Source organism: Streptomyces sp. WAC04114 (assembly GCF_019733245.1).
GTDB classification, from domain to species: Bacteria; Actinomycetota; Actinomycetes; order Streptomycetales; family Streptomycetaceae; genus Streptomyces; species Streptomyces massasporeus_A.
The window spans coordinates 1-24,067 of the sequence record NZ_JAIGQA010000133.1 but is presented as its reverse complement, the minus strand read 5'-3'; the positions used below and the strand labels follow the sequence as shown (position 1 = coordinate 24,067).

At 70.8% G+C, this 24,067-nt stretch carries 24 protein-coding genes and 3 pseudogenes; 9 read left to right on the top strand and 18 right to left on the bottom strand.

The features are described from left to right. The 8 genes and pseudogenes from K4G64_RS27950 to K4G64_RS27920 form a co-directional block, all read right to left on the bottom strand. Nucleotides 1–955, bottom strand: a 955-nt coding sequence (locus K4G64_RS27950) for an SAV_2336 N-terminal domain-related protein (protein ID WP_308122513.1), incomplete at its 3' end; no start/stop codon positions are given. After that, a complete protein-coding gene (locus tag K4G64_RS27945; protein ID WP_193508625.1) occupies nt 948–1,988 on the bottom strand; it encodes an AAA family ATPase in 1,041 nt (346 codons plus the stop codon). The genes K4G64_RS27945 and K4G64_RS27950, both read right to left, overlap by 8 nt. After that, nucleotides 1,985–4,078, bottom strand: a complete 2,094-nt coding sequence (locus K4G64_RS27940) for a hypothetical protein (RefSeq protein ID WP_221758752.1) — start codon at nt 4,076–4,078, stop codon at nt 1,985–1,987. Before K4G64_RS27940 ends, K4G64_RS27945 begins: the two co-directional genes overlap by 4 nt. Further along, on the bottom strand, nt 4,075–5,043 hold the full coding sequence (locus K4G64_RS27935; protein ID WP_308122512.1) for a hypothetical protein: 969 nt from the start codon (nt 5,041–5,043) through the stop codon (nt 4,075–4,077). Before K4G64_RS27935 ends, K4G64_RS27940 begins: the two co-directional genes overlap by 4 nt. Nucleotides 5,044–5,199: 156 nt before the next feature. Further along, a pseudogene (locus tag K4G64_RS41540) lies at nt 5,200–5,334 on the bottom strand (HNH endonuclease); the annotation flags it as partial. Between the two features lie 292 nt (nt 5,335–5,626). Continuing rightward, nucleotides 5,627–6,285: pseudogene (locus K4G64_RS27930) on the bottom strand (nucleotidyl transferase AbiEii/AbiGii toxin family protein). Beyond that, a complete protein-coding gene (locus tag K4G64_RS27925; protein WP_221758750.1) occupies nt 6,282–6,644 on the bottom strand; it encodes a hypothetical protein in 363 nt (120 codons plus the stop codon). Before K4G64_RS27925 ends, K4G64_RS27930 begins: the two are co-directional and overlap by 4 nt. Nucleotides 6,645–6,742: 98 nt before the next feature. Next, entirely contained in the window at nt 6,743–6,952 is a 210-nt protein-coding gene (locus tag K4G64_RS27920) for a hypothetical protein (protein ID WP_221758749.1), read from the bottom strand. A gap of 729 nt (nt 6,953–7,681) precedes the next feature. On the opposite strand from K4G64_RS27920, the gene K4G64_RS41535 reads away from it, so the two are divergent. The 3 genes from K4G64_RS41535 (at nt 7,682) to K4G64_RS27910 (ending at nt 11,154) form a co-directional block, all read left to right on the top strand. Next, nucleotides 7,682–7,810 carry a hypothetical protein gene (locus K4G64_RS41535; protein WP_374206454.1) on the top strand — a complete coding sequence of 43 codons (129 nt, stop codon included), beginning with the start codon at nt 7,682–7,684 and terminating at the stop codon, nt 7,808–7,810. 80 nt (nt 7,811–7,890) lie between these two features. After that, nucleotides 7,891–8,298 carry a SpoIIE family protein phosphatase gene (locus K4G64_RS41530; RefSeq protein WP_374206455.1) on the top strand — a complete coding sequence of 136 codons (408 nt, stop codon included), beginning with the start codon at nt 7,891–7,893 and terminating at the stop codon, nt 8,296–8,298. Nucleotides 8,299–8,418: 120 nt separating this feature from the next. After that, nucleotides 8,419–11,154: a SpoIIE family protein phosphatase/ATP-binding protein gene (locus K4G64_RS27910; RefSeq protein WP_221758748.1), complete on the top strand. Its 2,736-nt coding sequence runs from the start codon at nt 8,419–8,421 to the stop codon at nt 11,152–11,154. Nucleotides 11,155–11,921: 767 nt separating this feature from the next. Here the strand turns inward: K4G64_RS27910 and K4G64_RS27900 are convergent. Next, nucleotides 11,922–12,488: a type 1 glutamine amidotransferase domain-containing protein gene (locus K4G64_RS27900; RefSeq protein WP_308122511.1), complete on the bottom strand. Its 567-nt coding sequence runs from the start codon at nt 12,486–12,488 to the stop codon at nt 11,922–11,924. Between the two features lie 215 nt (nt 12,489–12,703). Beyond that, nucleotides 12,704–12,895, bottom strand: coding sequence for a DUF1931 family protein (locus tag K4G64_RS27895; protein WP_260461080.1), 192 nt, complete (start codon nt 12,893–12,895; stop codon nt 12,704–12,706). Nucleotides 12,896–13,396: 501 nt separating this feature from the next. Between K4G64_RS27895 and K4G64_RS27890 the strand changes: the two genes are divergently transcribed. From K4G64_RS27890 to K4G64_RS27875, 4 genes are all read left to right on the top strand, one after another. After that, a complete protein-coding gene (locus tag K4G64_RS27890; RefSeq protein WP_221758747.1) occupies nt 13,397–13,774 on the top strand; it encodes a DUF2267 domain-containing protein in 378 nt (125 codons plus the stop codon). Nucleotides 13,775–13,781: 7 nt separating this feature from the next. Continuing rightward, nucleotides 13,782–14,009 carry a hypothetical protein gene (locus K4G64_RS27885; protein ID WP_221758746.1) on the top strand — a complete coding sequence of 76 codons (228 nt, stop codon included), beginning with the start codon at nt 13,782–13,784 and terminating at the stop codon, nt 14,007–14,009. Then, the gene (locus K4G64_RS27880; RefSeq protein WP_221758745.1) at nt 14,006–14,596 is read left to right on the top strand and encodes a thioredoxin domain-containing protein; all 591 of its coding nucleotides are present in this window, start codon (nt 14,006–14,008) and stop codon (nt 14,594–14,596) included. Before K4G64_RS27885 ends, K4G64_RS27880 begins: the two co-directional genes overlap by 4 nt. A 247-nt stretch (nt 14,597–14,843) precedes the next feature. Beyond that, nucleotides 14,844–15,863, top strand: a complete 1,020-nt coding sequence (locus K4G64_RS27875) for an LLM class oxidoreductase (RefSeq protein WP_308122510.1) — start codon at nt 14,844–14,846, stop codon at nt 15,861–15,863. Nucleotides 15,864–15,913: 50 nt separating this feature from the next. Here the strand turns inward: K4G64_RS27875 and K4G64_RS27870 are convergent, their stop codons facing one another. The 3 genes from K4G64_RS27870 to K4G64_RS27860 form a co-directional block, all read right to left on the bottom strand. Then, nucleotides 15,914–16,522 (bottom strand): NADPH-dependent FMN reductase, encoded by a 609-nt coding sequence (locus K4G64_RS27870; RefSeq protein ID WP_221758744.1) that lies wholly within the window; start codon nt 16,520–16,522, stop codon nt 15,914–15,916. A gap of 13 nt (nt 16,523–16,535) precedes the next feature. Next, entirely contained in the window at nt 16,536–17,381 is an 846-nt protein-coding gene (locus tag K4G64_RS27865) for an aldo/keto reductase (RefSeq protein WP_221758743.1), read from the bottom strand. Between the two features lie 493 nt (nt 17,382–17,874). Continuing rightward, complete coding sequence (locus K4G64_RS27860; RefSeq protein ID WP_221758742.1) at nt 17,875–18,255, bottom strand: DUF2267 domain-containing protein; 381 nt, start codon at nt 18,253–18,255, stop codon at nt 17,875–17,877. A 243-nt stretch (nt 18,256–18,498) separates the two neighbouring features. On the opposite strand from K4G64_RS27860, the gene K4G64_RS27855 reads away from it, so the two are divergent. Continuing rightward, a complete protein-coding gene (locus K4G64_RS27855; protein WP_221758741.1) occupies nt 18,499–19,923 on the top strand; it encodes an NAD-dependent succinate-semialdehyde dehydrogenase in 1,425 nt (474 codons plus the stop codon). 47 nt (nt 19,924–19,970) lie between these two features. Here the strand turns inward: K4G64_RS27855 and K4G64_RS27850 are convergent. The 4 genes and pseudogenes from K4G64_RS27850 to K4G64_RS27835 form a co-directional block, all read right to left on the bottom strand. Beyond that, a pseudogene (locus K4G64_RS27850) lies at nt 19,971–20,085 on the bottom strand (IS5/IS1182 family transposase); the annotation flags it as partial. 132 nt (nt 20,086–20,217) lie between these two features. Next, nucleotides 20,218–20,538, bottom strand: coding sequence for a DUF2795 domain-containing protein (locus K4G64_RS27845; RefSeq protein WP_221758740.1), 321 nt, complete (start codon nt 20,536–20,538; stop codon nt 20,218–20,220). Between the two features lie 258 nt (nt 20,539–20,796). Further along, nucleotides 20,797–20,961: a hypothetical protein gene (locus K4G64_RS27840; RefSeq protein WP_167545802.1), complete on the bottom strand. Its 165-nt coding sequence runs from the start codon at nt 20,959–20,961 to the stop codon at nt 20,797–20,799. 248 nt (nt 20,962–21,209) lie between these two features. Further along, nucleotides 21,210–21,872: an SDR family oxidoreductase gene (locus tag K4G64_RS27835; RefSeq protein ID WP_221758739.1), complete on the bottom strand. Its 663-nt coding sequence runs from the start codon at nt 21,870–21,872 to the stop codon at nt 21,210–21,212. 279 nt (nt 21,873–22,151) lie between these two features. Here K4G64_RS27835 and K4G64_RS27830 point away from each other — a divergent pair, with 279 nt between their 5' ends. Next, complete coding sequence (locus K4G64_RS27830; protein WP_221758738.1) at nt 22,152–22,772, top strand: hypothetical protein; 621 nt, start codon at nt 22,152–22,154, stop codon at nt 22,770–22,772. Nucleotides 22,773–22,855: 83 nt separating this feature from the next. Here K4G64_RS27830 and K4G64_RS27825 read toward each other — a convergent pair whose 3' ends face one another. Further along, nucleotides 22,856–23,824, bottom strand: a complete 969-nt coding sequence (locus K4G64_RS27825; protein WP_221758737.1) for a hypothetical protein — start codon at nt 23,822–23,824, stop codon at nt 22,856–22,858. Nucleotides 23,825–24,067: the final 243 nt, after the last annotated feature.

The following is a 24,067-nucleotide window of genomic DNA, read 5'->3' as shown; positions in this document are numbered from 1 at the left end:
GTCGGTAGGCGAGGAGCCGTCCGGGGGACGCCGGGACGGGGGCGGTCGCCGTCGTCCGGGGCAGGTCGAGGCCGGAGCGTTGCCACAGACGCTTGGGCAGGGGATTGACGAGGGCCACGGGGGCGGTGAGTCCCCAGGTGTGGAGCGTCCGCCAGAGAATCTCCTCGTGCCAGGCGGGAGCCGCGCAGTCGGAGACGACGAGGAGCAGGCGATGGGCCGGTTGGCGGTGGAGGGCGTGGGACGGGTCCCTGGGCAGGGCGTGACCGCGATGGTCGCGGAGCAACGGGGCGGCCCCCGACGGATGCTCGAGATGCCATACATGGATGCTGCGGAAGGCGGACAGTGTGCGCAGGACCTTCGTCAGGGCGCGCACGGTCTCGTCCCAGACCGCCATGGAGGTGCCGCGGTCCACGACCACGACGGCCTCCTGCCATGGCTCCGGCACCGGGACGAGCCGGGGGACGAGGACGCCAGTACGGGTGTAGTGATCGACGGTGGCGTCCAGGTCGAGCCCCTGCCGGGCCCGGGACGGCCGGGGGCGACGCAGCGGGCGCAGGGCGCGGCCGATCTCGAGGGCGTTCGGCAGGGCGCGGGCGCGGCCCATGCTCACGGGGCTGGCGGGGATCGAGGCGGCGGCGCTGTCGTCCTTCAGCCAGACCGAGGCCGCCGCCGTGGTGTCGGCCTTCCCGCCAACGGGCTCCGGGCCTGGCAGATCGGCGGGATCGTCGGACGGCGATTCGGTGGGGACGGGCTCGTCCGCCGGTAGCTCCTGGGTGGCCGGGGGCGGACCGGCGGGGTGGTCGCCGGCGTCCTCGGCGCTCGACCGAACGGCGGCGAGGAGGAGTGCGTCCAGGGCCGACGCGACGTCCCACTCCTCGCCGTCGCCCTCGCCGATACCGCTCGGCCCGGGCAGGCCCAGGGCCGCGAGCAGCCGTGCGGCAGGCTGCTCAGGCACGCCCGAGCCCCTGGAGCAGCAGCTCCTGCAGCCTCGTCCGCTGGTCCTCGTCCGGGACGCGGTCGCCGCGCAGCAGATGGACGGCGCTCAGCAACTGGTCGACGGCGAGACTCTCGCCGCGGTTCAGCCGCTCGACGAAGGCGTTCACCAGCGTCCGCGTGGTGCCCTCCTCGACCTCATCCAGGTGGGCCTCGACGATGCCGGTGAGCGCCGGGACCGTGAGCGCGGGCATGTCGAAACGCACACAGCGACGCAGGAACGGTGCGGGGAAGTCGCGCTCGCCGTTGCTCGTGAGCACGATGACCGGGTACTCCACGCACTCCACCAGGCCGTTGTGAATCGTGTGCCGGACGCCCGGCTCGGCGGTGCGGACGGTGACCTGGCTCCTGGTGTGGCGGGCGAGCTCGGGAATCTCGAAGCGGCCGCGCTCCAGGACGTCGAGGAGGTCGCCGGGCAGGTCGAGGTCGCTCTTGTCGATCTCGTCGATCAGCAGGGCACGGGGGCGATCCCCGGGCAGCAGCGCGGTGCCGAGGGGACCGAGCTGGACGAAGTCGCCGATGTCGTCGCGCACCGCGCGTGCGGCACGGGCGGCCAGCGTGGCGGAGGCGGTGCGGCGCGCGGCCCGTCCGCTCACCGGGGCGGCCGGGCGGTCGACGGCACGGACGTTGTGGGCGTGGATGCGGCCCAGGGCGTCGTAGCGGTAGAGCGCGTCGGCGAGCGTGCTGCGAGAGGTGATGTGCCAGCGCAGCACGTTCCCGAGTCCCAGCTCGGCGGCGATCTGCTCGACGACGGTGGACTTGCCGGAGCCCGCCGGGCCGGTGAGCAGCAGGGGACGGCGCAGGTGGAGTGCGGCATTGACCGCGTCGACCAGGCCGGGGGCCGGCCGGTAGGTGCGCGCCGGGGACGGCGTCGGTCCGCCGTACGCCCCTGCGCCGTTCCTGCCCAGCTTCGCCCGCCACGGGGGCGGCGGGGGGAGCGTGGGCGGCTCCTCGGGGACGACTCCCGTACCGGTGTAGTACGGAGTCCAGTTCATGCTCGCTCCTTCGGCGTCAGGTCGTGCGGGGCGACGACCGCCCGGCCTGCGCGCCGTTGGCAGAATGCCTGCCAGTGCGCGTCGTGCCAGGTCGTGCGGATGTCGGCCAGATGGCGGGGGCCGTCCCCGCCGAGGCTGTTGTCCAACCTCCCCTGGAAGGCGCGGACAAGGTGCTCCGGCAGCGCGTCCCAGTGCTCGGCGACCACGTCCCGCAGGGCTCGCGGGTCGGTGACGTCGAAGTGCCGGGGCCAGATCAGGGCCGGTGTGTGGATGAGGAGTTCCTCCAGCATCAGGCCGAAGTCGGTCTCCGGGAGGGTGCTCACTCCCCAGACGCAGCTGCCTGTGCGGCGGCGGCCGAGAAAGTCCTGCAGGGCTTCGAGGCTGCTGAGATCGTCGGGGGCGAGCCACGACGGGCCGGACTGGGCTCCGGTCTGCAACGCGGTCAGCAGCTGACTGCCGGTGTGCAGCAGGTCGTCGAGTCGGACGCCGGGCGGCGGTGTCAGCAGGCCCGACCAGCGGGTGGTGACGTCGTAGTCCACGCCGAGCATGCGGCGGCCCCGTACCACCCGCCACTCCTCCGGCGGGGAGTCCAGCAGCAGGAAAGTCGGGACCGACACGTCGATCGCCGACAGCTGCGCGCCCGCCGCGCTCAGCCAGGACAGGGCCCAGCCGACCGCTTCGTCCAACGCGCACACCAGGGCGTCCCGGCTGGGCCCGCACGGGAACTCCGCGGTGTGGACCACGGCCGAGCCGAACAGCAGTGACGCGTCCACCCGGACGACGTCCGCCCCGCCGTCGTCGGCGAGCACGAGGACCAGGCGGGGTGTCGCCCGGGCCAGTTCTCGCAGCCGGCTGTTCAGCGAGGTCGTGACGCCCCACTGGGTGGCCCAGGTCGTCAGCCGCTCCGGGAGGACCTCGCCCGCACCGGTCAGATGGGCGAGGGCCGCGACGAAGTGCACCAGCATCCGGAGCTGGCGGTCGGGGGCGACGGGGGACGCGTCGAGCACGGCGTACTCGACCAGGTCTCGAAGGGACGAGCAGGGCACCTGGACCACTACGTTCAGCGGGAAGCCGCTGCGCGCCGCCGCCTTGCGGAGCAGGTCGTCGGTCAGGGCGGGGCCGAAGGTCTCCTCCAGGACCGTGAGGGTGGCCTCGCATGTGCGCAGGTCACGCTGGAACTCCAGCACCCGTCGGACGGCGGGCAGGCCCCGGCGCTCCTGCCCCAACCCGGCCAGCCAGTCGGCCAGTTGCTTCGCGCTGTCGATCGCGTCCGTGCCGTCCAGCGGGCGCAGCACTTTGCGCATCCTCGCATACGCCGTCGGGCCCAGGCCGCCGGCGGAACGGTCCGTGGCGGCCTGGACGTTGCGGGCCAGCCAGAGGGATCGTCCGGGCACGGGGGAGCCGTTGAAGGTACAGCCGCCGGGTTCTTGGACGGTGATGCGGTCGCGCAGTTCCTCGATCAGCCGGTCGTCGACCGTCAGGTACTCCCCCGCGTCCGCCACTCCCTTCTCCAGCAGTTCGGCGAGCCGGACGCTCAGGCTCATGTCCCATGCGGGCAGATGGGCGGAGGCGGCGAAGAGCAAGGACAGGCGCAGGGCGCCCTGCTGGAGTCCGGCCGTCGCGGACTGTGCCCCCGGCAGCGCGGCGGCGGCATGGCAGGTGTCGACCACAGCCATCAGGCCGCTGAGGCCGGGCTCGTTGGCGACGGTGCCGAGCGCGGACGGCACGTCCAGCTGTCCGATCGCCGGGTCCTGCACGCTGCCCGAGGTGACGAAGTACAGCGGGCCGCCGCAGCCGCCCGTCCCGTGGCCCAGCAGCGCCAGCACCAGCGGGCCGCCGTCGGCCTTCGCCCGGGCGAGCGCGGTCGCGAGGGCCGCCTCGACACGGGCCTTCCCCAGTGCGGTGCCGACGAGCAGGGAACCGGTGTCGCCCTCGCCCCGGTCGACGCAGGCGCCGATGTCCGGGTCGACCAGCACCCGGTGCAGCCTGTGTGCGGCCTCTTCCAGGCCAGGCAGTTCCTCCGCGCCGGTGCACTGGGCGGCGACCACCAGCACATGGCGGGGCGGTGTCGGTGGGGCGAGGGCCGTCACGGCAGCAGCGCCTCCACGATCGGCCCGGCCACCTCTGCGTGCTCCAGGTACTTGGTGGCCGTGTGGGTCCACAGCCCGCCGGACCTCACGGGGGCGGTCTCGGCCTTCACGCCCCGGCTGCTCGGCGCGATCCAGTCCGCCAGCCGGGGGCGGCCGGCGATGACGTCGTCACGGTCCCAGAAGTTCAGCCACGCGCCCACGTTCTCCGGGCAGGACGGCGGCCGGGGCACGAGGCGTTGGAGGACCACACCGCCGAGGGCGAGGGGGGAGCCGAGCGTCACCCACAGGGCGACTTGACCCTCGTACTCGTGCAGTGCCTCGTACGCCACGACGGTGCCGAGAGAGTGCGCGACGACGACGAGCGGGCGGGAAGGATCCCAGTCGTCCAGCACCCGGGCCCGGACGGCCGCGCCGAGGGCGGCCTTGGCACCCCGCCGGTTCAAGTAGCGCGCCACCTGGGCGAGGTGCAGCGCGAACGCCTGCCCGTTCAGCCACTGCGCTGTCTGCCGCAGGCCGGGAAGCTGGAGCAGGCTCGTGGTCACCCACACCAGTCGGCGCCCCAACTCCCCCGGCCCCTGGGCCCGGCTGCCGGAGGCGAGGGCGTCGAGATGATGCCGGGCCTGTCCGACGACCCGGGCCTCGCGCGAGCCGGCCTCCGGCGGGAAACGCTCGGCGAGCTCCTCCACCATCGCGTCCAGCAGACCGGAGAGGAACTCCTCGTCCGGCGGATCCAGCTTCCCCTCGGCCCCTCCTCCTTGAGCACCGCGGGGAGTGAGCAGAGCGCTGTAGTCCGCGAACGTCGTGTCCGCGAGCCAGTCCTGAGTGAGCGCCGAGACCGATTCCGCGTGCCCAGCCTTGCGCGCACCGGTGGCCAGCGCCCGGAGCCATTGCCGCCGTTCGGTCTCCGCGTCGCGGAGTCCGCCGATGCCGTGCACGAACACGAGCTGCGGCTTCGCCGTCGCCACCACAGGCCTCCCCCCCCACCTCGCTCTGCGCAGGCCATCTTGCCTTGTGCGGGGCCGGAGGCGGAACTCGGAGCACACTTGACGAGCAGGCGTCCGTGCCTTCGAACTGCGCAGCGCCACCCAGCGTCTCGTGGTATGGCCCTTCTTCCAGCGATTGCAATCTGCGAAGGCTGGAGCGAAGTTCCACCAGACGTCTGCCCCGGTATCGGCGATGGGTTTCTCGTGGTCAATCGTGGTGGCCGCGGAACGACCGCAGTAGACACACAAGCCCCGATGCACAGTCAGGACCATGAGCCACTGACAGGTCTTCTGCTTGCCTCGCTCGCCGCGACGGATCTCGTCCATCACGCCCCCTCCGTTGCTGCAGGCTGATCAACGGCGATTGCAGGAGGCGGCACTGACAATCGAAGGTCGAGCCGGACGTCGCCGGGCTGAGCGCACTGCGGGATATCGCTCGGCCGCCATGCAATTCCGTCGTGCAGGGCAGCCACCCACCGTGGACGGCTCCAGGTTGGAACCTGCTGGCTACACCGCATGCTCTCGCTGCAACGGCGGTAGAGGTGATGGACGCGATGACCGCCTCTCAGGCGTTCTCGTCATGGATCCGCGCACCCAGATCCTCCGCCCACCCCAGCGCCCACGCCTTGAGTTCGTCGATCTGCCGGGGGGCGAGCCCGTACGCGGTGTAGTCCTCATCCTCGTACAGTCCGCGCCGATCAGCCGGTCCCGGAGGTCTTCGAGGCTGAAGTCGTCGTGGGCGCGACGGCGGCCCAGGGATTCGAGGTCGGCGGTGGAGCGGTGGCGGGAGGCAGCCTGGACGTCGATGAGGTCGCGGACGGTGCCGCGGTCGGCGAGGGCACGGACCTTGGTGCCGATCACGTCGTCGAGGGAAAGAACGGGGCCGTAGGGGGTCTGGGCTGGTGGAGCCCAGAACGCCTCCTTGAGGACGTCGACCTCGCACTCCTCGCCGGTGTCCGCATCGGTGACGAGAAACCGGCCGCTGAGCGGGTCGGTCTGGACGTGAGTGGTCCGCCATCCACGCGCGCTGAGGCCGGCTGTGAGTCAGGCGACGATCTCCTGCATCGGAGCGGGATTCTCGGTGGCGACGTCGAGGTCGCGGCTGAAGCGTTCGACCAGGCCGTGGGCCTGCACGGCGTATCCGCCGGTGAGGACCAGAGGGTAGGGGGAGCCGAGGTCGAGGATGTCGGCGAGGAGACGCTCGTGGAGCGGAGTGAGCTTCACGCGGCGGTCGTGTCGGCCGGAGCGGTGCGGAGCAGCTCGGGGAAGGCGTCCTCCCAGACCTCGCGGATGTAGGGACTGATCAAGCGCCGCAGAACGGGCCACTGCTCGGTGAGCAGCCGGTGGTGCAGGAGGGCCATCAGGTCCTCACTCAGTCCTTCGGCGAGGACGGTCCGGTAGAGCGTCATGCGGGACTTCGGACGGTCCAGGCTGTAGCTCGTCCGCCCGGACCAGGCGATGTGGAGCGGCAGGTCCACGTTGCCCTCGACGGGGCCGGCCAGCTCCTGCAAGCGCTCGGGCAGTCGGCTGCGGTAGCGGTCCCGCAGCACCTCGGCGCGGGGGGCGGTGATCGTCGGGTCCATGCATCCAGTATCGCTGCTGGGAGGCGGCGGCATGGCGGATCCGGGGCTCCCCTGTCGTACGTACGGGTCGGGCGCCGCCCGCCCTTCCCTCGGACATCTCACCCAGTGGGTGCTTGGCGCATCATCGCCTGCCCGTGCAGCCCCCAGGCGGCGCGGCAACCGGTTGGCCTGCCGACCCGGGACCAGCCCCGCTCGCGGGCGCCGGTGATCATGACGAAGCAGGTCACGCGGAGGGCCGCCGCAGTGGAGTCGGCTGCGGCTTCGGTCTCGGTGTCGGAAATGACGACGGTGTCGAAGCCGAGGCCCATGGCGCCAGCGCAGTGGACGAGAAGGACACCGGGCCGGCGAGGTCCCGGTAGCGGCCGGAGGGGGCAGGCGGCATCCACAAGGCACGCCGCTTCGGCCCCGAACGCAGCCCACTCGCTCCGGACCCATGCCGCGGACGAGCTGTCGAGGCACGCAGCCCACGTCTCAAACGGGAGTAAGGCACCTGTGTCCCGGTCCCCGTCATGGCAGCCACCAGGTCAGCAAGCTGGCACACTCCCGCGCCCGATGCTGACCGTTTGCTGACCCGAGTGGAGCCATCAAGCCTCTGACCTGCAACAACACCTAAGTGCTAGATCTTGGACTTGAACATGGTGCGCAGCATTTTTGCACTCCTGGAAGACGGCTCCCCGCTAGCTTCTGCAGGTCGGGGGCGCCCGTAGTGTACATCGGCATGCCTTCGGCTCGAAGACTTGTCAAACATCGTGCGCCATGGGTAGCAGGCTGCTCACCTGGGCGAACAAACTGCCGCGAGCTGCTGGGCAGTTGCGGTCCAGTGGCCGGTCGGCGCGCATGGGCGCCGAATGCCCTCACGGAACGAAGCCCGTTATGCCCCGTCAAGGTGATTTTTGTGATCAGGGCAGGACGACCCCGGCACCACCGTCCTTCATCCGATGCCCGACGCGAGATCGTCCTGCTGGCACCCGTGCTTCTCACCGTCCTCCTCACCGGCTCTGCCTGCCGCACCCGCCCTGGCCGCTGCGATGTGGCCCGTGCTCCCGACGATCGTGCTGGGGGCGTTCTGCCTGCTGACCGTGATCGGGCTCAGCCTCGTGTACTCCGATCTCGGAACGCCCTACACGGCGGCTGCGATCGTCGCGGTCACCTTGACGGCCGCATAGACGAGTCATCTTCGACTCCAGCGAGAGGAAACGCTCTTCCAGGTCCGGCTCGTCGCCGAGGACATCCTCCGCCACTGGTGATGCGCAACGGCGAGATCCGCGTCCTTGAGCCCAGCGTCCCTTCACCGCCCCTCAACCTCGCGACGCTCCTCGGAGACGACTACAACGTCGACACCGTCGCCTTCGCCTCCGGCGACCAGATGCTGCTCTACACCGACGGCGTGACGGAGACCCGGGACCGGGCCGGCACGTTCTTCCCGCTACCGGCGCGGATGCGGCAGCTCGGCCCGGCGACGCCCCGTGAGCTGCCGGACCGGCTTCACCGAGACCTGCTCCATTACAGCGGCGGAAGGCTCGATGACGACATCGCGGCCGTCGCCGTCCGCCGTCCGCCGTGGGCGCCCCGCGACTCCAGAGTGCTCCGCGTATGTAGGTGGCTGGAAGCCGTGTCACGGCTGCGTCTGCGCCCGGTGAGCAGGCGGATTTGATCAGCGTCGGCTTGCCCACAATGGTGTTATCAAGGGTGTATGGAGGCATTCTCCGGACGCCCTCTGGGCCCGGAACGTCATCCGCCCGTCGGACGCTCGCGCGAAGGTCGCGCTTCTTGGATGAACCTGCGCAGTGCGGCCGGTCAGGTGTTCCTCCTCCAGGTCGTCATCGTCTTCCTGCTGGTGGTGGCCGCGGTGGTGGGCATGGTGCTCCAAGCGGCGAGTGACGCTCTGCAGCAGGGGCGACGGGAGTCGGTCATCGCGGCCCAGTCGTTCGCGAGTGCCCCTGGCGTGGCCGCGGCACTGCAGAGCCGGGACCCCTCAGCGGTGCTCCAGCCGCGGGCCGAGGCGGCGCGCAAGCGCACAGGCATGGATTTCGTCGTCGTCATGAGCACGGAGGGGATTCGTTACACCTACCCCTATCCGGAGGAGATCGGGAAGAAGTTCGTCGGCACCATCGAACCGGCGCTGAAGGGCCGTACCGTCGTCGAGCAGGCCGGTGGGCCGCCTCTGCCCGCGGGCCGGGGGACGGCCGTGCAGGCGGTGGTCCCGGTGACCGACTCGCGCGGCAAGGTGGTCGGCCTGGTCTCCGCCGGAATCACCGTCAAGAACGTGGCGGGGCGGTGGCTGCCGCAGCTGCCGATCATCTTGGTCAGCGGCGCGGTCGCGCTGGCGCTGGCCATGACGGGAACGACGCTGGTGTCCCGGCGGCTGCGGCGGCAGACCTTCGGCCTGGCTCCGGTGGAGCTGGCACAGTTGTACGAACACCACGACGCGGTCCTGCACGCGGTGCGGGAAGGGGTGCTGATCACCGACCCCGACGGACGGCTGCTGTTGGCGAACGACGAGGCGACGCGGCTTCTCGGACTGCCGGCTGACGTGCGGGGGCGCTCGGTGCGGGAGCTGGGACTGCCGGAGCCGGTCGTGAGCCTGCTGTCGTCGCCGGAGGAGGTCACCGACGAGGTGCTTCGCGCGGGGGACCGACTGCTGGCGGTGAACAAACGGCCGACGTACCCGCAGGGCGACCGGGGAGGCAGCGTGGTGACCCTCCGGGACACCACGGAGCTGGCGGAGATCTCGGGTCGGGCCGAGGTCGCGCGGGAGCGGCTGAGGCTGCTGTACGAGGCCGGGGTGCGGATCGGGACGACGCTGGATGTGAGGCGTACGGCCCAGGAGTTGGCCGACGTGGCGGCACCGCAGTTCGCCGACCTCGTGACGGTGGATCTGCTCGACGCGGTGCTGCGGGGGTGGGAGCCGACGGCGGAGGGCTGGCGGCATCTGCGCCGGGCGGCGATCGGCGGCGAACACCGGATGATGCCGGTGTATCCGCTGGACGAAGTGATCGCGTTCTCGCCCCGCACCCCGCAGATGCGGACGCTGCAGGAGGGGCGGGGGATGCTGGAGACGGACCTGCGCCGGGCACGCGGCTGGCGGGAACAGGACCCGGAGCGCGCCCGGAAGGTCCTGGAGGGCGGGCTGCGGTCGCTGGTGGCCGTGCCGCTGCGGGCGCGGAACGTACCGCTGGGCGTGGCGAACTTCTACCGGACGGCGGATTCCCCTGCCTTCGAGCCGGAGGATCTCACCTTCGCGGAGGAACTGGCCGTGCGGGCGGCGGTAGCCATCGACAACGCCCGGAGGTTCACCCGGGAGCACGCGACGGCGGTGGCGCTGCAGCGCAGTCTGCTGCCGCGTGGACAGCCGGAGCAGGACGCGCTGGAGGTGGCCTGGCGGTATCTGCCCTCGGAGGCGGGGGTGGGCGGGGACTGGTTCGACGTCATCCCGCTTCCGGGCGCGCGCGTGGCCCTGGTGATGGGTGACGTCGTCGGTCACGGGCTGCACGCGGCGGCGACGATGGGTCGGCTGCGCACCGCTGTGCACAACTTCTCCACCCTGGACCTGCCCGTGGACGAGGTGCTCGGGAACCTGGACGACCTGGTCGTGCGCATGGACAACGAGAACAACAGCGGTGATGCCATGGACGGCCACGAAGGGGAGGCGGTGACCGGAGCGACCTGTCTGTACGCGGTCTACGACCCGGTGGCGGGGACCTGCACGGTGGCCCGTGCGGGACATCCGGAGCCGGTGGTGGTGCGCCCGGACGGGACGGTCACCTCCCTCGGTGTGCCGGTCTCGGCGCCCCTCGGTCTGGGCGGCTATCCCTTCGAGAGCGCCGAGGTGTCCCTGCCGGAGGGTTCACACCTGGTGCTGTTCACCGATGGCCTGGTGGAGAACCGCGCCCACGACTTCGACGTCGGGATGGACAGGCTGCGCCGGGCCTTGGGCGGGTCCGGGAAGCGCACTCCGGAGGAGATGTGTCAGGCGGTGATCGACGCGCTGAAGCCGTCACGCCCCTCCGACGACATCGCGCTGCTGACGGCACGTACCCGGATGTTCCCGCCCTCGCGCGTGGCCGAGTGGGACGTGCCGCCCGATCCTGCGTTGGTTCCCTCGGTGCGGGGGCGCTGCAGGGAGACGTTGCGGGAGTGGGGGCTGGAGGAGATCGGATTCGCCACGGAGCTGATCGTCAGCGAGTTGGTCACGAACGCGATCCGGTACGGCTCGCCGCCGATCGGCGTGCGGTTGTTGCACGGACGCTGTCTGATCTGCGAGGTCTCGGACGGCAGCGGTACCTCGCCGCGCCTGCGGCGGGCGGCGACCACCGACGAAGGCGGGCGGGGGCTCTTTCTGGTGGCGCAGTTCGCGCAGCGATGGGGAACGCGGTACACGACCCGCGGCAAGGTCATCTGGACGGAGCAGCTTCTTCACGACGGCGAATCCACCGCCTCGGGCCTCGCACCGGTCGACTTCCTTCTCGACCAGTTCGACCTCGACCAGTTCGATGAACCCGGTTTGTGAGCCGACGTTGACCGCGCCAGGATGCCGGTGCCGGGATGCTTTCGCGGCCTCCTGACCCGGGCCGCACAACCAACGTCTCTACGCAACCAGGTGATTGACAGACCCGTCATGGACGACGGTAGCAAGACGAGCAGCGCGGACGACACGGGCGAGTTGATCGGACAGACCCCGCCAGGGGGCTCGCGGCGCCCCGGCGACGTCAGCACGGACGCGTTGCCTCGCCCTGGGGTCGCGGGGGTGAAGCCTGGACAACAACCTTCGGATCCGCGAGGCAGAGTGGGGGTGCTGCCGGGAACTGCCTGCCAGGCAGGCAGTTCCCTCTCAATCCCGTTCTGGAACGGCAATTTCCCCGGGCAGTGACCAACCCTCCTGCGGGACCGTGACGTTGACGATCTCCGGGGTCCGTATGAGTGGGGCGGCAGGGTGCTCCGTGCCTTGGTGAAGTGGTCGGAGGTGACGTGGGTCAGGCCGGCCTCGTCATCGCGGAAGGCTTCGACCAGCGGGTGATGTCCGGCCAGGTGTCGGCGGATTCGGGCAGAACGTGGAACTTGGCGGTGATGAGGATCAAGGCAGGCCTCCCTGAGGGCCTGTGAGTCGGCGATCCGTTCAGGGCACGAGAATTGCCCGTCCTCGTACCCGTCCGGCGTCGAGGTCGTCCAGGGCGTCCTGGAAGCCCTCGACGCCGGCTTTACGACCAGTCTCGGCACCTGCCTGATCACCCACCGCCACGTCCAACGCCTTTGCCAGGGCGCCTTGGGCCCCCTGGTTCAGCCGGGCATGGGGTGGTGCGCCCTGGCGAACTGCTCCACAACGGCGGCGCAGAAGGCGGGCAGGTCGGCCGGGCTTCGGCTGGTGATCAGCTGCCCGTCGATGACCACCTCCTGGTCGGCGACGACCTCCGCGCCGGCGTTGCGCAGGTCGGTGCGGATGCTGGGCCAGGACGTCAGACGGCGGCCGCGCACGGCGTCGGCCTCCACCAGGGTCCACGGGCCGTGGCAGATCGATGCGACCGGTTTCCCACTGGCCATGAAGTCCCTGACGAACCGCACCGCGTCGCGATCCATCCGCAGCTGGTCAGGGTTCATGGTGCCGCCGGGCAGGAGCAGGGCGTGGTAGTCGTCGACGGAAGCGTCGGCGACCAGGCGATCCACGGGGAAGGTTCCCGCCGGGTTGAGGTCGAACTGGCGGGCCTGGATCTCGCCATGATGGAGCGAGAGGATTTCGGTCTTCGCCCCCGCGCCCTGCAACGCCCCGCGGGGCTGGTCGAGTTCCACGCGTTCGACGCCGTCGGCGGCCAGGATTCCCACCCGCATTCCTCGGAGTTCCTGTGTCACGGTACGGCTCCCTTCACGAGTCGCTGGTAGTACGAGGCGAACGCTAAGGACACCCGGAAGGGTCCGCATCCCCATTTCCGGATCGGGGACCGCAAGGCCCGGTCGAGGGTGCCCCGACCGCGTATGTACGCGCGACCAGCCGGAGAGCTGTTCCGGTTGGGGGGCGACCTTGGTCCAGCCGTCGTCTCGACGGGCGTAGCACCAGGGCGCGACTGCTACAGCAGCCGATCGAGCACCACGGTCACGTCCTCCCAGTGGCCGGTCTGCGAGTTCTTGTCCTCCAGATACATGATCTTGAACGTCTCGGCGAGGGCGACGCTGAGACCGCCGATCCTCTCGGGGTAGCGCTCTTCGGTCTCGCGGGTGGGTGCCCTGTCGAGGGGAGTGTGCGCGGCGAGCTGTTCCAGGATCGACTTCCTTTTTGGCAGGAACCGGACGGCGTCGTCCGCTCATGTCCGCGCTGCCATCGGCTGTTACCCGGTCGAGGTTCGCAGAGCCCCCCGCTGAGCACCTCCGCACCCGAGGCCGAAAAGGAACCGTTCCTCCTGCCCTGGCGGAGCAGCATGAATGCGCCGGCCCTCGGACGGCCGTCCGAGGTCATGCCCACCCCAGTGCGGGTGCGAGCCGCGCAGGCTGTTCCGCATCGGTCCATCGGACTGCAGGCGTGGCTGAACTGCACCTGTGCTCGGAGGTGTACCGAGCCCACTGCTTTTCCTCCCGCAGGGAGCAGGCAGCGTGCCTCTCGCATCCGGAGCATGGAGAGGTCCGATGCCACTCGGCCTCTGCCGAGGCGCACACGCCCTCAGACAGGTATCAGCCCACCGCCCCCACACGCACACCGCACCCTTCGGTGGCTGTCTCGGGACCCACCCCGGACAGCCGCAAGGCTTCAGAAAAGGGGACCACTCATGCACTACAACACTTTCATCGACACCGTCACCCGGCGCGCCCCTGTCCCCCCGGAAAAGGTGGAGCCTCTCACCCGAGCCACCCTGGAAACCCTGGCCGAGCGGCTCACCAGGGGTGAGGCGGAGGACCTAGCGTCCGAACTGCCCAAGCCGCTGAAGGAACCGCTGGTCTCTCCCACTCCGGAGGCCGAGTCCTTCGGACTCGACGAGTTCATCAATCGGGTGAGCCAGCGAGCAGGGGTTAGCCCGGACGAGGCCCGCGAGGGCGTACGGGCGGAGCTGAGCACCCTGAAGGACGCGGTCAGTGATGGCGAGTTCCGCCACGTAATGGCCCAGCTGCCCCGGGATTTCGAGGCTCTCGTCGGCGCCCCGGGCTAGAGGAGCCATGACCGACGAGGCCGGCGCCATCATCGGGGGGAAGGGACCCGCCGTGCTCACGGAGGCCGGATGCGGCGGCACGGCATGTGCGCCTTTCCGGTACCGCAATCGACGGGCCGCCGCACGCGGCGGGCTTTCGGCCCGTGGCCGGCTTGCCGTTCCTGTCGCGTGTTATGACGCGAATTCCATTTATGACGCGAACTCCATCGACTTTATGACAGAGGACCCGGCATGAGCACTCAGACGCCCCGCATCCGCTTGCCCTCCCGCGTTCCGGCCGGTGCCTCGCCGAGCGGGGACGGCATCGTCGTCGGAACCGGTCAGGTTCAGGTGGATGCCTTCATCGACTTTCTGTGCCCTTTCTGCAAGCAGTTCGAGGAGAGGAGCGGGCCGCTCCTCGACGAGTTGGTGGCGGACGAGGTGATCAGTCTCGTCTACCACCCGATGGGTTTTCTCGACGGTCTGTCCACCACCCGGTACTCCTCCCGCGCCTCGGCGGCCTCAGGCTGCGCGTCCGATGGCGGCCACTTCATGGAGTACCTGTACGCGCTGTTCGCCAACCAGCCCCCCGAGGGCGGGCCGGGCCTGTCGGACGATGAACTGGTCCAGCTCGGTCGCGCGGTGGGACTGGCGGACAGCTCGTTCGCCGCGGGCGTCCGCCAGGGCGTCTACCTGGACTGGAGCTCCTACGTGACGGCGACAGCCGTCCAGCTGGGGGTGGGTGGAACGCCGACCGTGGCGGTCCGGGGCGTCCCGGTGCCGGCCAACCCCCGGACCATCCTTGCCGCGGTTCGTGCCGTCCGCGCCAGTGTTGACGGATGAGGCGCCCGGTCAGCCGCGACCGGCTCCAGCGAGTTCCTGGAACTCGCTCGGAACAGCAGTAGCGGTGACCACTCGTCGAGGCGAGCTCGGCAATTGCCGGGCCGTCACGGATCTGCCCTCGGCGGGCGTCACGGGCCCCGGAACGAGGCGCCCCAGCACAGCGCAGCGCACGGATGCGGACCCTGCCACGCCCGATTCACCGGAGGATCGCATGACACAACCGACAGTTCCCTCAGCCGATGCCCCCGTGGACGTCCAAGGCGAGGCGCAGCGGCCGTTCCCCGAGCACGCGGCCATGGCCAGGGCGTATCCCGGCGGCAGGATGACCGTCGGCGCCATCACTCCCCTGGAGGGCTTCGAAGGGCCCGTGCCGTCCCTGGCCGGGCACGTCGAGCGGATCCAGCAGGCCGAGCGGGCCGGCTTCGCCTCGGTGTGGGTCCGTGACGTGCCGCTGCTGGACCCGAGCTTCGGGGACACCGGGCAGGTCTTCGACCCCTGGGTGTACCTGGGGCTGCTCAGTGCCCGCACAACCTCGATCACACTGGGGACCGCCAGCATCGTCATGCCGCTGCGGCATCCACTGCACACCGCCAAGGCGGCCGCATCGGTGGACCAGTTGTCAGGCGGACGGCTCCTGCTCGGGGTGGCCACCGGTGACCGGCCCGTGGAGTTCCCGGCCTTCGGTCAGGACATGGGCGGGCGGGCCGAGAGGTTCCGGCAGTCGCTGGAGTACTTCCGTGTCGTCCTCGAGCACCGTTTCCCGGACGTGGAGTCGCCGCTCGGCCGGATGCGCGGCACCGATCTGCTGCCCAAGCCGGTGTACTGGCGGATCCCCGTACTGATGACGGGACGCGGCAGGCAGGACGTCCGGTGGATCGCCGACCACACGGACGGCTGGCTGTACTACACCCCGCCGCTCCAGCAGCAGGCCGAGAACATCGGGCGGTGGCGGGAGCTGACCCGGGGCGACGGCGATGGGTTCAAGCCGTACGCGCAGGCCACGTATCTGGATCTCGACGAGGATCCACTGGCCCTGCCCCGGCCCATCCACCAGGGCTTCTCGGTGGGCCGGGTGTCGTTCCTGGCGATGATGCGGGCCTGGCAGGGCATCGGCATCGACCAGCTGATGATCAACTTCAAGCACAGTCGCCGTCCGGTCGCCGAAGTGATCGACGAACTGGCCGAACACGTGCTGCCGCACTTCCCGCCCGGGCGCTCCGGGGCGCGCGGCGAGCGGCGGCGGCCCGTGGAGCGGACCGGGCCCTGAGGAAGGACGACCCCGGCGCCCCCTGCGTGACAGGGCCGACAGGGCCGGGCTCAGTCCCGGGCGACCCCGGACGGCCGCTCCTGCGCGTAGTCGCACGTGCCCTCCGCCCGGAATTGCAGGGCCGCTCTGGTCACCTCCGCGCCGAGGCCGCGCAATTGGTCCCCGACCGCCTGGTCGGTGAGGAGTCCGTCGCCGTCGAAGACCCGCGAGGACCGCGGGACCGCGAACACCAGCGGCACGGCCCAGCCGCGCAGCGACCGCACGATGAACTCCATCGCGTTGATCGCTTGCAGGCCCTGCACCCCACCGGCGGTCGTCAGCATCCCCACGGGTTTGTTGCTGAGGTAGGGCGGGTCGTGGTCGGCCAGCAGGGCGAGCCAGTCCACCGCGTTCTTGAACGCGCCGCTGACCGACCCGTGGTACGTCGGGCTGCTCCACAGCAGGGCGTCGGCGGCCTGGACGATGTCCGCAAGCCGGCGGGCGGACGGAGGGGCACCGCGCTCGGACGTGTAGAACGGGAGACGCAGCCGCTTGAGGTCGAGTAGCTGGGTGTCGGCGCCCGCATCGGCCGCCCCCTCGACGGCCACACGCAGTGCGGTGAGGCTGGTCGACGGGGTGCGCAGCGAACCTCCCATTCCGACGACGAGCGGGCGCGTCATCCCGTCAACTCCTTCAGAGCATCTCCAGGGGCGTGGGCCCGTCGGGCGGCGGGAACGCCTCGTCGAGGGCGTCGAGCGCCTCGGGGGGAAGGTGGAGCTCCGCCGCGCCGCGGTTCTCCCGAACGTGGTCGGGTGATCCGGAACGCGGGATCGCGGCGACCCCCTGTTCCAGCACCCAGGCGAGTGCCACCTGGGCCGGTGTTGCTCCGAGGTCCCGGGCCACGGCACCCAGTGCCTCGACCTCCAGGATCCGCCCCTGCTCGATCGGGGAGTAGGCCATGACCGTCACCTCGGCCTCGCGGCACCAAGGGAGCAGATCCCACTCGATGCCGCGCCGGGAGAGGTTGTACAGCACCTGGTCGACGGCCGCCGCGTCCCCACCAGGGAGCGTGGCCAGCTCGGCCATGTCGGCGACGTCCAGATTGCTCACGCCCCAGTAACGGATCTTCTCCGCCTCCATGAGGTCGGTGAATCCCGCAAGGGTCTCCTCGAGTGGCCACCGTCCCCGCCAGTGCAGCAGGTACAGGTCCAGCTGTTCCGTACCGAGCCGCCGCAAGCTGCCCTCGCAGGCGGCGACGGTGCCCTTCCGGTCGGCGTGGCCGGGCAGCACCTTGCTGACGAGGAAGACCTCCTCCCGCCGCCCCCGAAGGGCCTCCCCGACGAGTTCCTCGGCTGCGCCGTCGCCGTACATCTCCGCCGTGTCGACGACGGTCATGCCCAGGTCCACGCCCAGCCGCAGCGCGGCGATCTCCTGTTCACGCCGGGCCGGGTCCTCGCCCAGGTACCAGGTGCCCTGCCCGAGCGCCGCGATCTCCTCACCGGCGGGGAGGGTAATCGTTCTGGCCGATTCCGCAGACATCTCGGGCCTCCCGTCTGCCGCGGATCCGTGTCACGCGCACCCGCACCGGGTGCCCAGGTCCGCGCCTCCCAGACAGCCGTGTCGCATGCGCCGCAGGGAGGTCAGGAGAGGCGGACCGGACTGCGCCGAGAGCTCGCCGGGACCGGGTGGGCGACCCCGCAACCCGACGACCGCCGACACAACGGCGGCGCAGGAGAGGACCGTCGCGAAGCCGACACGGACGATGGGGGCGAGAGCCCGGGGATCTCCGACGGCAGGCCAGGTTCGTCCACCACCACGACACGCACGGTTCTGCCGGAAAAAGTCCGGGGCACGTCAGCCGTCCTGAGCACACGTTCGTATGCGTCCGCGCCATGGCAGCCGCGAGGGACCGGCGATCAGCGGGGGCACCCACGTGCCCCGGCGCACCGCGGCGTCCGGGCCGCCGGCGCCGTCACGGGCGGCCGTGCCGAAGGCCCAGGGTCACCCGGCGGATTCGAGGGCCTGGGAGAAGTCACCCGGCGGATTCGATGGCTTGGGAGAAGTCCTTTCCGAGCTGCGACATAAGGTCGTTGAACTCCTTCTCGCTGATCGCCTCGCGGAGCACGGCCAGTACGGTCCGCACACCCCGGTCGGCTTCCTCCTCCTTGAGCATGGTGCGTTCGGCCACGCGCTGCACGCTGTCGTGGTGGCCGAAGCGCTCGATGCGGTCCGTGGTTCCCCGGCGCACCGCCTCCGCGAGGCCCTCGGGGAGCTCCGTGATCAGGTCCCTGGCCTCTCCCGGGCTCAGCCTGTGGGCCAGAGTCTCGAGCGTGGCCCAGGTCAGGTCCCTCGCCTCCTGCCGGCTCAGACCGGTGCGCTCGGCGACGATACCGACGAATTCCTGCTCATCCATGCGTCGTCCTCCTTCGCTGCTGTGTTGCGACGAACGGCGCGGATCCCCTGCAAGCCTGTCACGCCGACCCGGCCCACGCCCGCCCACGGACGAAGTAGCCGAGGTCGGGCGGCGACTCCGCGAATGGGACGCGAACCCCCAGAAGGCCCGGGTGCATCAGCTTGCCGCGGCATGGGACGAATCAGTACGTGTGAGCGGGTCCGGGCGTGGAAACCCGAGGGGCCCCGACTGCAGGGAGGCGTCATGGACGCCCATGTCACTGCCCAGGGAAGCCCCATCGCCACGGTCAACCCGTACACCGGTGAACGGGTTCGTGAGTTCCCGGCGCTGAGCGCGGAGGACGTAGGGCGCGCGATCGACGCGGCGCACTCCAGCTTTCCGGAGTGGCGTGCCCGGTCGACGGCCGACCGGGGGGCCCTCGTGCAACGCGCCGGCCGGCTCATGAGGGAGCGCAAGGAGGAACTGGCGCACCTCCTGACCCTCGAGGTCGGCAAGCTGATCGACTCGAGCCGTGCGGAGGTCGACCTCGCGTCCGACATCCTCAGCTACTACGGCGAGCACGTCCCCGAGTTGCTGGAAGAACGGCCCCTGCCGGTGCCCGAGGGCACGGCCGTGCTGGTGAACGAGCCGCTCGGCGTCCTTCTCGGTGTGATGCCGTGGAACTTCCCGCTGTACCAGGTCGTCCGATTCGCGGGTCCGAACCTCGTCCTCGGCAACACGATCCTGCTCAAGCACGCCAGTAGCTGCCCCCAGTCCGCACTGGCACTCGAGCAGCTGTTCACGGATGCGGGTGTGCCGACCGGGGTCTACACCAATCTTTTCGTGCGGGGCAGAGACGTCGGAAAGATCATCGACGACTCGCGCGTGCAGGGAGCGTCACTGACCGGAAGCGAGCGGGCGGGCGTGAGCTTGGGCGAGATCGCCGGCCGCAATGTCAAGAAGTCCGTCCTCGAGCTGGGTGGCAGCGATCCCTTCGTCGTGCTGGACGATCACAACCTCGAGCGCACCGTGTACGCCGCGTTCCTCGGCCGGATGGGCAACACCGGCCAGTGCTGCGTGGCGGCCAAGCGTTTCATCGTCCTTTCCGACGTCTACGACGCCTTCGTCACCGGGCTGCGTGACCGGATGAGCGAGGTGCAACCGGGAGATCCGGTCGACCCCGCCACCACGCTCGGCCCGCTGTCCTCCGAGGCCGCGGCCGACCTCCTGATGGAGCAGGTTCGTGACGCGGTGGACAAGGGAGCCACGGTGGTGCTGGGCGGCGGGCGGCCCGACCTGCCGGGCGCCTTCGTCGAGCCGACCCTTCTCACCGACGTCACACCGGACATGCGGGCCTACCGGGAAGAGCTCTTCGGCCCCGTCGCCACGGTCTACCGGGTCGCCGACGAGGACGAGGCCGTGGCACTGGCCAACACCTCCCCCTACGGCCTGGGAGGCGCGGTCTTCGCCGCCGACCCGGAACGTGCTCGCGGAGTCGCGGACCGGCTGGAGGCGGGCATGGTGTGGATCAACCACCCGACCGCGTCCCGACCGGAGCTGCCCTTCGGCGGCATCAAGCGCTCCGGCTACGGGCGCGAACTCGGCGACGTGGGCATCATGGAATTCGCGAACCGCAAGCTCGTGCGCTACGTGGACGCCGACGCCCCGATCGCAGAAGTGCTGGGCTGACTGCGTTCGACCACCCAGTGGCGGCGGCCCGATCGCTCGCTGGACTCGATGCGCCCTGACATGGGCGGTGTCCAGGACGACGCGGGTGATGTCGACGAGACCGACGTGGTCGAGCCGGTGAAGGACGGCTTCGTGCGGGCGGCTCCACACCCCGCCCCTGCTGGACTCCGTGCGGGAGGTCGATTGGAGGTCGATGAGGAGCTCGCTCCGGCCGGGCCGCTCGGCGGCGTCTCCGACCGGGCGGCGAGGCGGCACGTCCGCTGAGGGCTCGACCGGCACCGAGCGGCCCGGCCGTCAGCTGTCCAGCTCCTCCTCGACCGGCGGTTTCGGCACCTCGCGCAGATGCTGGGACTGTCCCGGCCTGCCGCCCGCCCGGGCCTGCTCGGCTCGCTGTGCCGGGCTCAGCCCGAGGTCGGACTCGGGGTCCACGCGGACCGAACGGGCCACCTCCTCGCGGTTGGCGTACTGCTCGGCCGGGATGCCTCGCAGCGCCTTGACGACCTCCGGCGCGGCGCCCGAACGGCTCGCCGCTTCGATCAGCTCGTCCTTGCCGACGGGGAAGTCGACATCCTTGATGGCCTTCACCACGTCCCGGGCGCTCGTACTGTGAGTCATGGCCCGTCTTCCCTCATCGGAATCCGGAATCCTGGTCCACCCGGGTAACCGGCAGGGGTCGCTCACTCACCTCCTTCACGCGCCGGATTTCCCCCGTTTGCCCTCTGGGCCGGGACGACCCCCAGCCGACCATGCCCTCCACGAACCGGGGGCGCTCTCCCGCGGCCCTGTTCGGCAGTCGGCCGTGGGGTGCCGCCCGGCGCTGCCGCGCGGAAGGCTGCCCTTCCGGTGGGAGTAGCGGTGGTTCGTCCAGTGGCGCTAGGCGTCGTCGCCCCGCTCGCCCTCGGCCTGGGACGGCTCGCTCCGGGGGACGTCCGGGTGCCGTTCCGTTGCGGTACGCTCGCCCGTCTCGTCCCGCTCGCCCTCGGCCTGCGAGGGTGTGCGCGAGTACCAGGCGTCGTAATCAGGGGCTCCGGATTTCATGACGGGCCTCCTTCGTCGCTCACGTCCATCCTCCCAGCTTGTCCGGGGCCTCCGCGACGTGCCCCTTCTCCGACCTCGCCTCGACGTACCCGAAGGCGCAGCCGATCGACTGGTGCTCGAAGGTGCACCGCTCGGCGCGGCGATGTCCCTCAGCTTGCGGAACACCATTTCGGCCTCGCTGCGTGGCGCCACTGGCAGCGCCCGGGTGTGAGCCATGACCCGCACCCGGGCGCAGGCGGAGTGCGACGTCAGCCGCCGGCCACGGCGCGTACCGCCTCCTCGACCGGGGTGGACCCGCTGATCAGCTCGAGGATGCGCCCGGCGGTCCTGGGCTCGTGGAGCAGGGCGGCGAGCACCGCAGCCACGTCCTCGCGGGGCACCTGGCCGCGGTCGGTGTGCTCGGCGAGCGTGACGCGGCCGCTACCGGGGTCGTCGGTCAGCGTCCCCGGGCGCAGAATCGTCCAGTCCAGGCCCGGGCGGGAGGCGATGTCGGCGTCCGCCTCGCCCTTGGCCTTCAGGTAGGTGGCGAACACCGGGTCGGTGCCGGGCGGCGGTGGACTGTCCACGCCCATCGCGGAGATCACCAGGAAGCGCCGCACCCCGGCGCGCTCGGCCGCGTCGGCGAGGAGGATGGCCGCGTTCCGGTCCACCGTCTGCTTGCGGGCCGCGCCGCTGCCCGGTCCGGCGCCCGCGGCGAACAGTGCCGCGTCGGCGCCGCCGAGGTGGCCGGCCACCTCGTCCAGCGAGGCGTGCTCCAGGTCGCACACCACCGGTTCCGCACCGTCCGCGCGCAGGTCGTCGGTGTGGTCCGGGTTGCGAATCAACCCTGTGACGTTGTCGCCGCGCGCCGCAAGCAGCCGGGTCAGCCGGCGCGCGATCTTTCCGTGTCCACCCGCGATCACAATGTGCATGGGGTCATTCTTGCCACACGCGACCGCTCCCGCCGGGCTGCGGGACTGCCGCGGCAGGTCGGGTCCCACGGTTGCCGCACCGAGCGTGGCGGAGCACCTCTCGGAACTCTCCTGCCTTGACGGTGCTTCAGCTTCGCCGACCTGTGCGTGTCGGAGTGGACCTGCTCGTACACCCTGTAGACCAGGGGGATGAGCGCCGCGCCGGGGAGTCACGCGGAGGCCCCATGCGCGCAGAGCCGAACGAGTACGAGCAAGAAGCGGCAGAAAGGGCACGACCCCATGGATGTGGAGCCGCTTCTGTGGCGCTTGGCCGACAAGTACGCGCCCGCCCCGCCGGCGTACTCCGTCGCGTCGAGGCCCACGTGGTTCGACCACGCCGGTGATCTCGTCGTGGTGAACAGCCCGGTCACCTGGGACACCCCGTGGCGCACCGAGGGCGGGTTCAGCCATCGAATCCCCGCAGGCAGCCATCCGGTGTACGCGGGCTCCTGCGCCTACGCCCCGCCCGGCGAGGACACCGACGCACTCTGGCTCACCGTCACCATGCTCGTGATGCCGCTGGCCGAGCCCTCCCGGATCGAGGCGGCGGACTGGAGCGTCCCGGGCTACCACGACGTCCACCTGATCGAGGACTACGCCGTCCTGTGGGGTGAAGAGGCCATGCGCGCGTCGCTCCCGCACGTGGACGACGAGCCCTCCTTCGTCCGCGATGCGCGAAGGGACATTCGAGCCCGAGGGCCGCGTCACCGGTCGGACAACTGGAGGCAGACGGTGCTGGACCGGGACACCGGTGCGAACGCCTTCGTCTTCCCCGTACACGACGCGGAGTACGTCACCGGATACGAGATCGTCGACGACCACGGCAACCTGCTGTGCCTGGTGTTGGCCGCGTGCGAATAGAGAACCCGGGCAAGGGGCTCTGAGTTGGCATGCCGCTCCGGGCTCGTCGGCGCACGACCGCGGGAACACCGCACCCGCGCCGCTCAGCTCCTCAGCCGGAAGCGGATGAGATTGGGATCCTCGGCGGTCAGATACGCGGCGCTCGTGACATAGACGGTGCCCGCACGCACCGCGACGGACGTGGGGTTCTGCAACCCGTCGGCCTGGGTCAGCACGATGGAGTGTCCACCGTCGGGCTCGACCAGCGCGACCCGACTCGTGCCGTTCAGAGTGGCAAGCAGCTGCTCGCCACGGCCGGTGAAGGCGAAGTCGTCGATCCCGGGCAGCCCGGTGGCCTCGGTCCGCAGCCGGCCGGCACGACCGTCCGGGCGGATGGGGATGCGCAGGATGGTGCCCTTGTCGAGGTTGGTGGCCCAGACCGCACCGTTGTGGATCTTCAGGCCGTTCACGCCGAGGAAGCCGGTGGAGGCCAACTCGGGTGCGGCGGACCAGACGGCGGGGGTGCCACCGGTGATGGGCACACGCGAGATGGTGCCGAGTACGGAGTCGGTGATGTAGAGCATGCGCGTGCGTGTGTCCAGGGCAAGGCCGTTGGGCAGGCCGTTCGCGGGGAGCGCCGCGATCCGCTGCGGCTTGCCGCCGGGGCGCAGGCGCCACACGCCGGTCAGGTCGGGCGTACCGGTGGCGTAGAGGAAGTACAGCGTGCCGTCGTGCGCCCGAACGATGCCGACCGTCAGCGGGAAACCCAGCACCGGGGTGCGGGTGCCGCCGTCGGCGGGCTCGGGCAGGGTGGCCAGTATCCGGGTGGTGCCGTCGCGGGAGACCTTGGCGACCTGCCGGCCCGCGGCGAAGGTGACATAGGCGTCCCCGTTGGGTGCCAGGGCTATGTTCTCCGGGGTCTGGCCCTTGGCCAGGTCGAAGTGCACGGACACCCGCGGGACGCTGGGCGGCGGGGTTGCGGCCGAGGCCTCGGCCGCCGGGCTGAGCGCAGCGGCGGTGGCCGCGAGGAGGGCGGCTGAGGCCGCCATGAGAGTGCGAAGCTTCTTGGGCATGGTTCCTTCACTGGATGTGGCCATCGCACGTGTTGGCTGGGCTGGGGAGGGCATGCCGGACCGGACGACCGCGCGGCTACGGTCTCCGACGGCTGGTGTGCTCCGGCTGCTGCTGTGCCCGCCGGTCCGGACACGCCTGGGGCGCGCGATCGCTGTGTGTGCGGGTCTCAGTCGGTGAGCACCTGAGATCTCGGCCGCGCCGCGCCCGGGAGGGGGTCCGGCGAGGTGGGCCGGGTGGAGGTG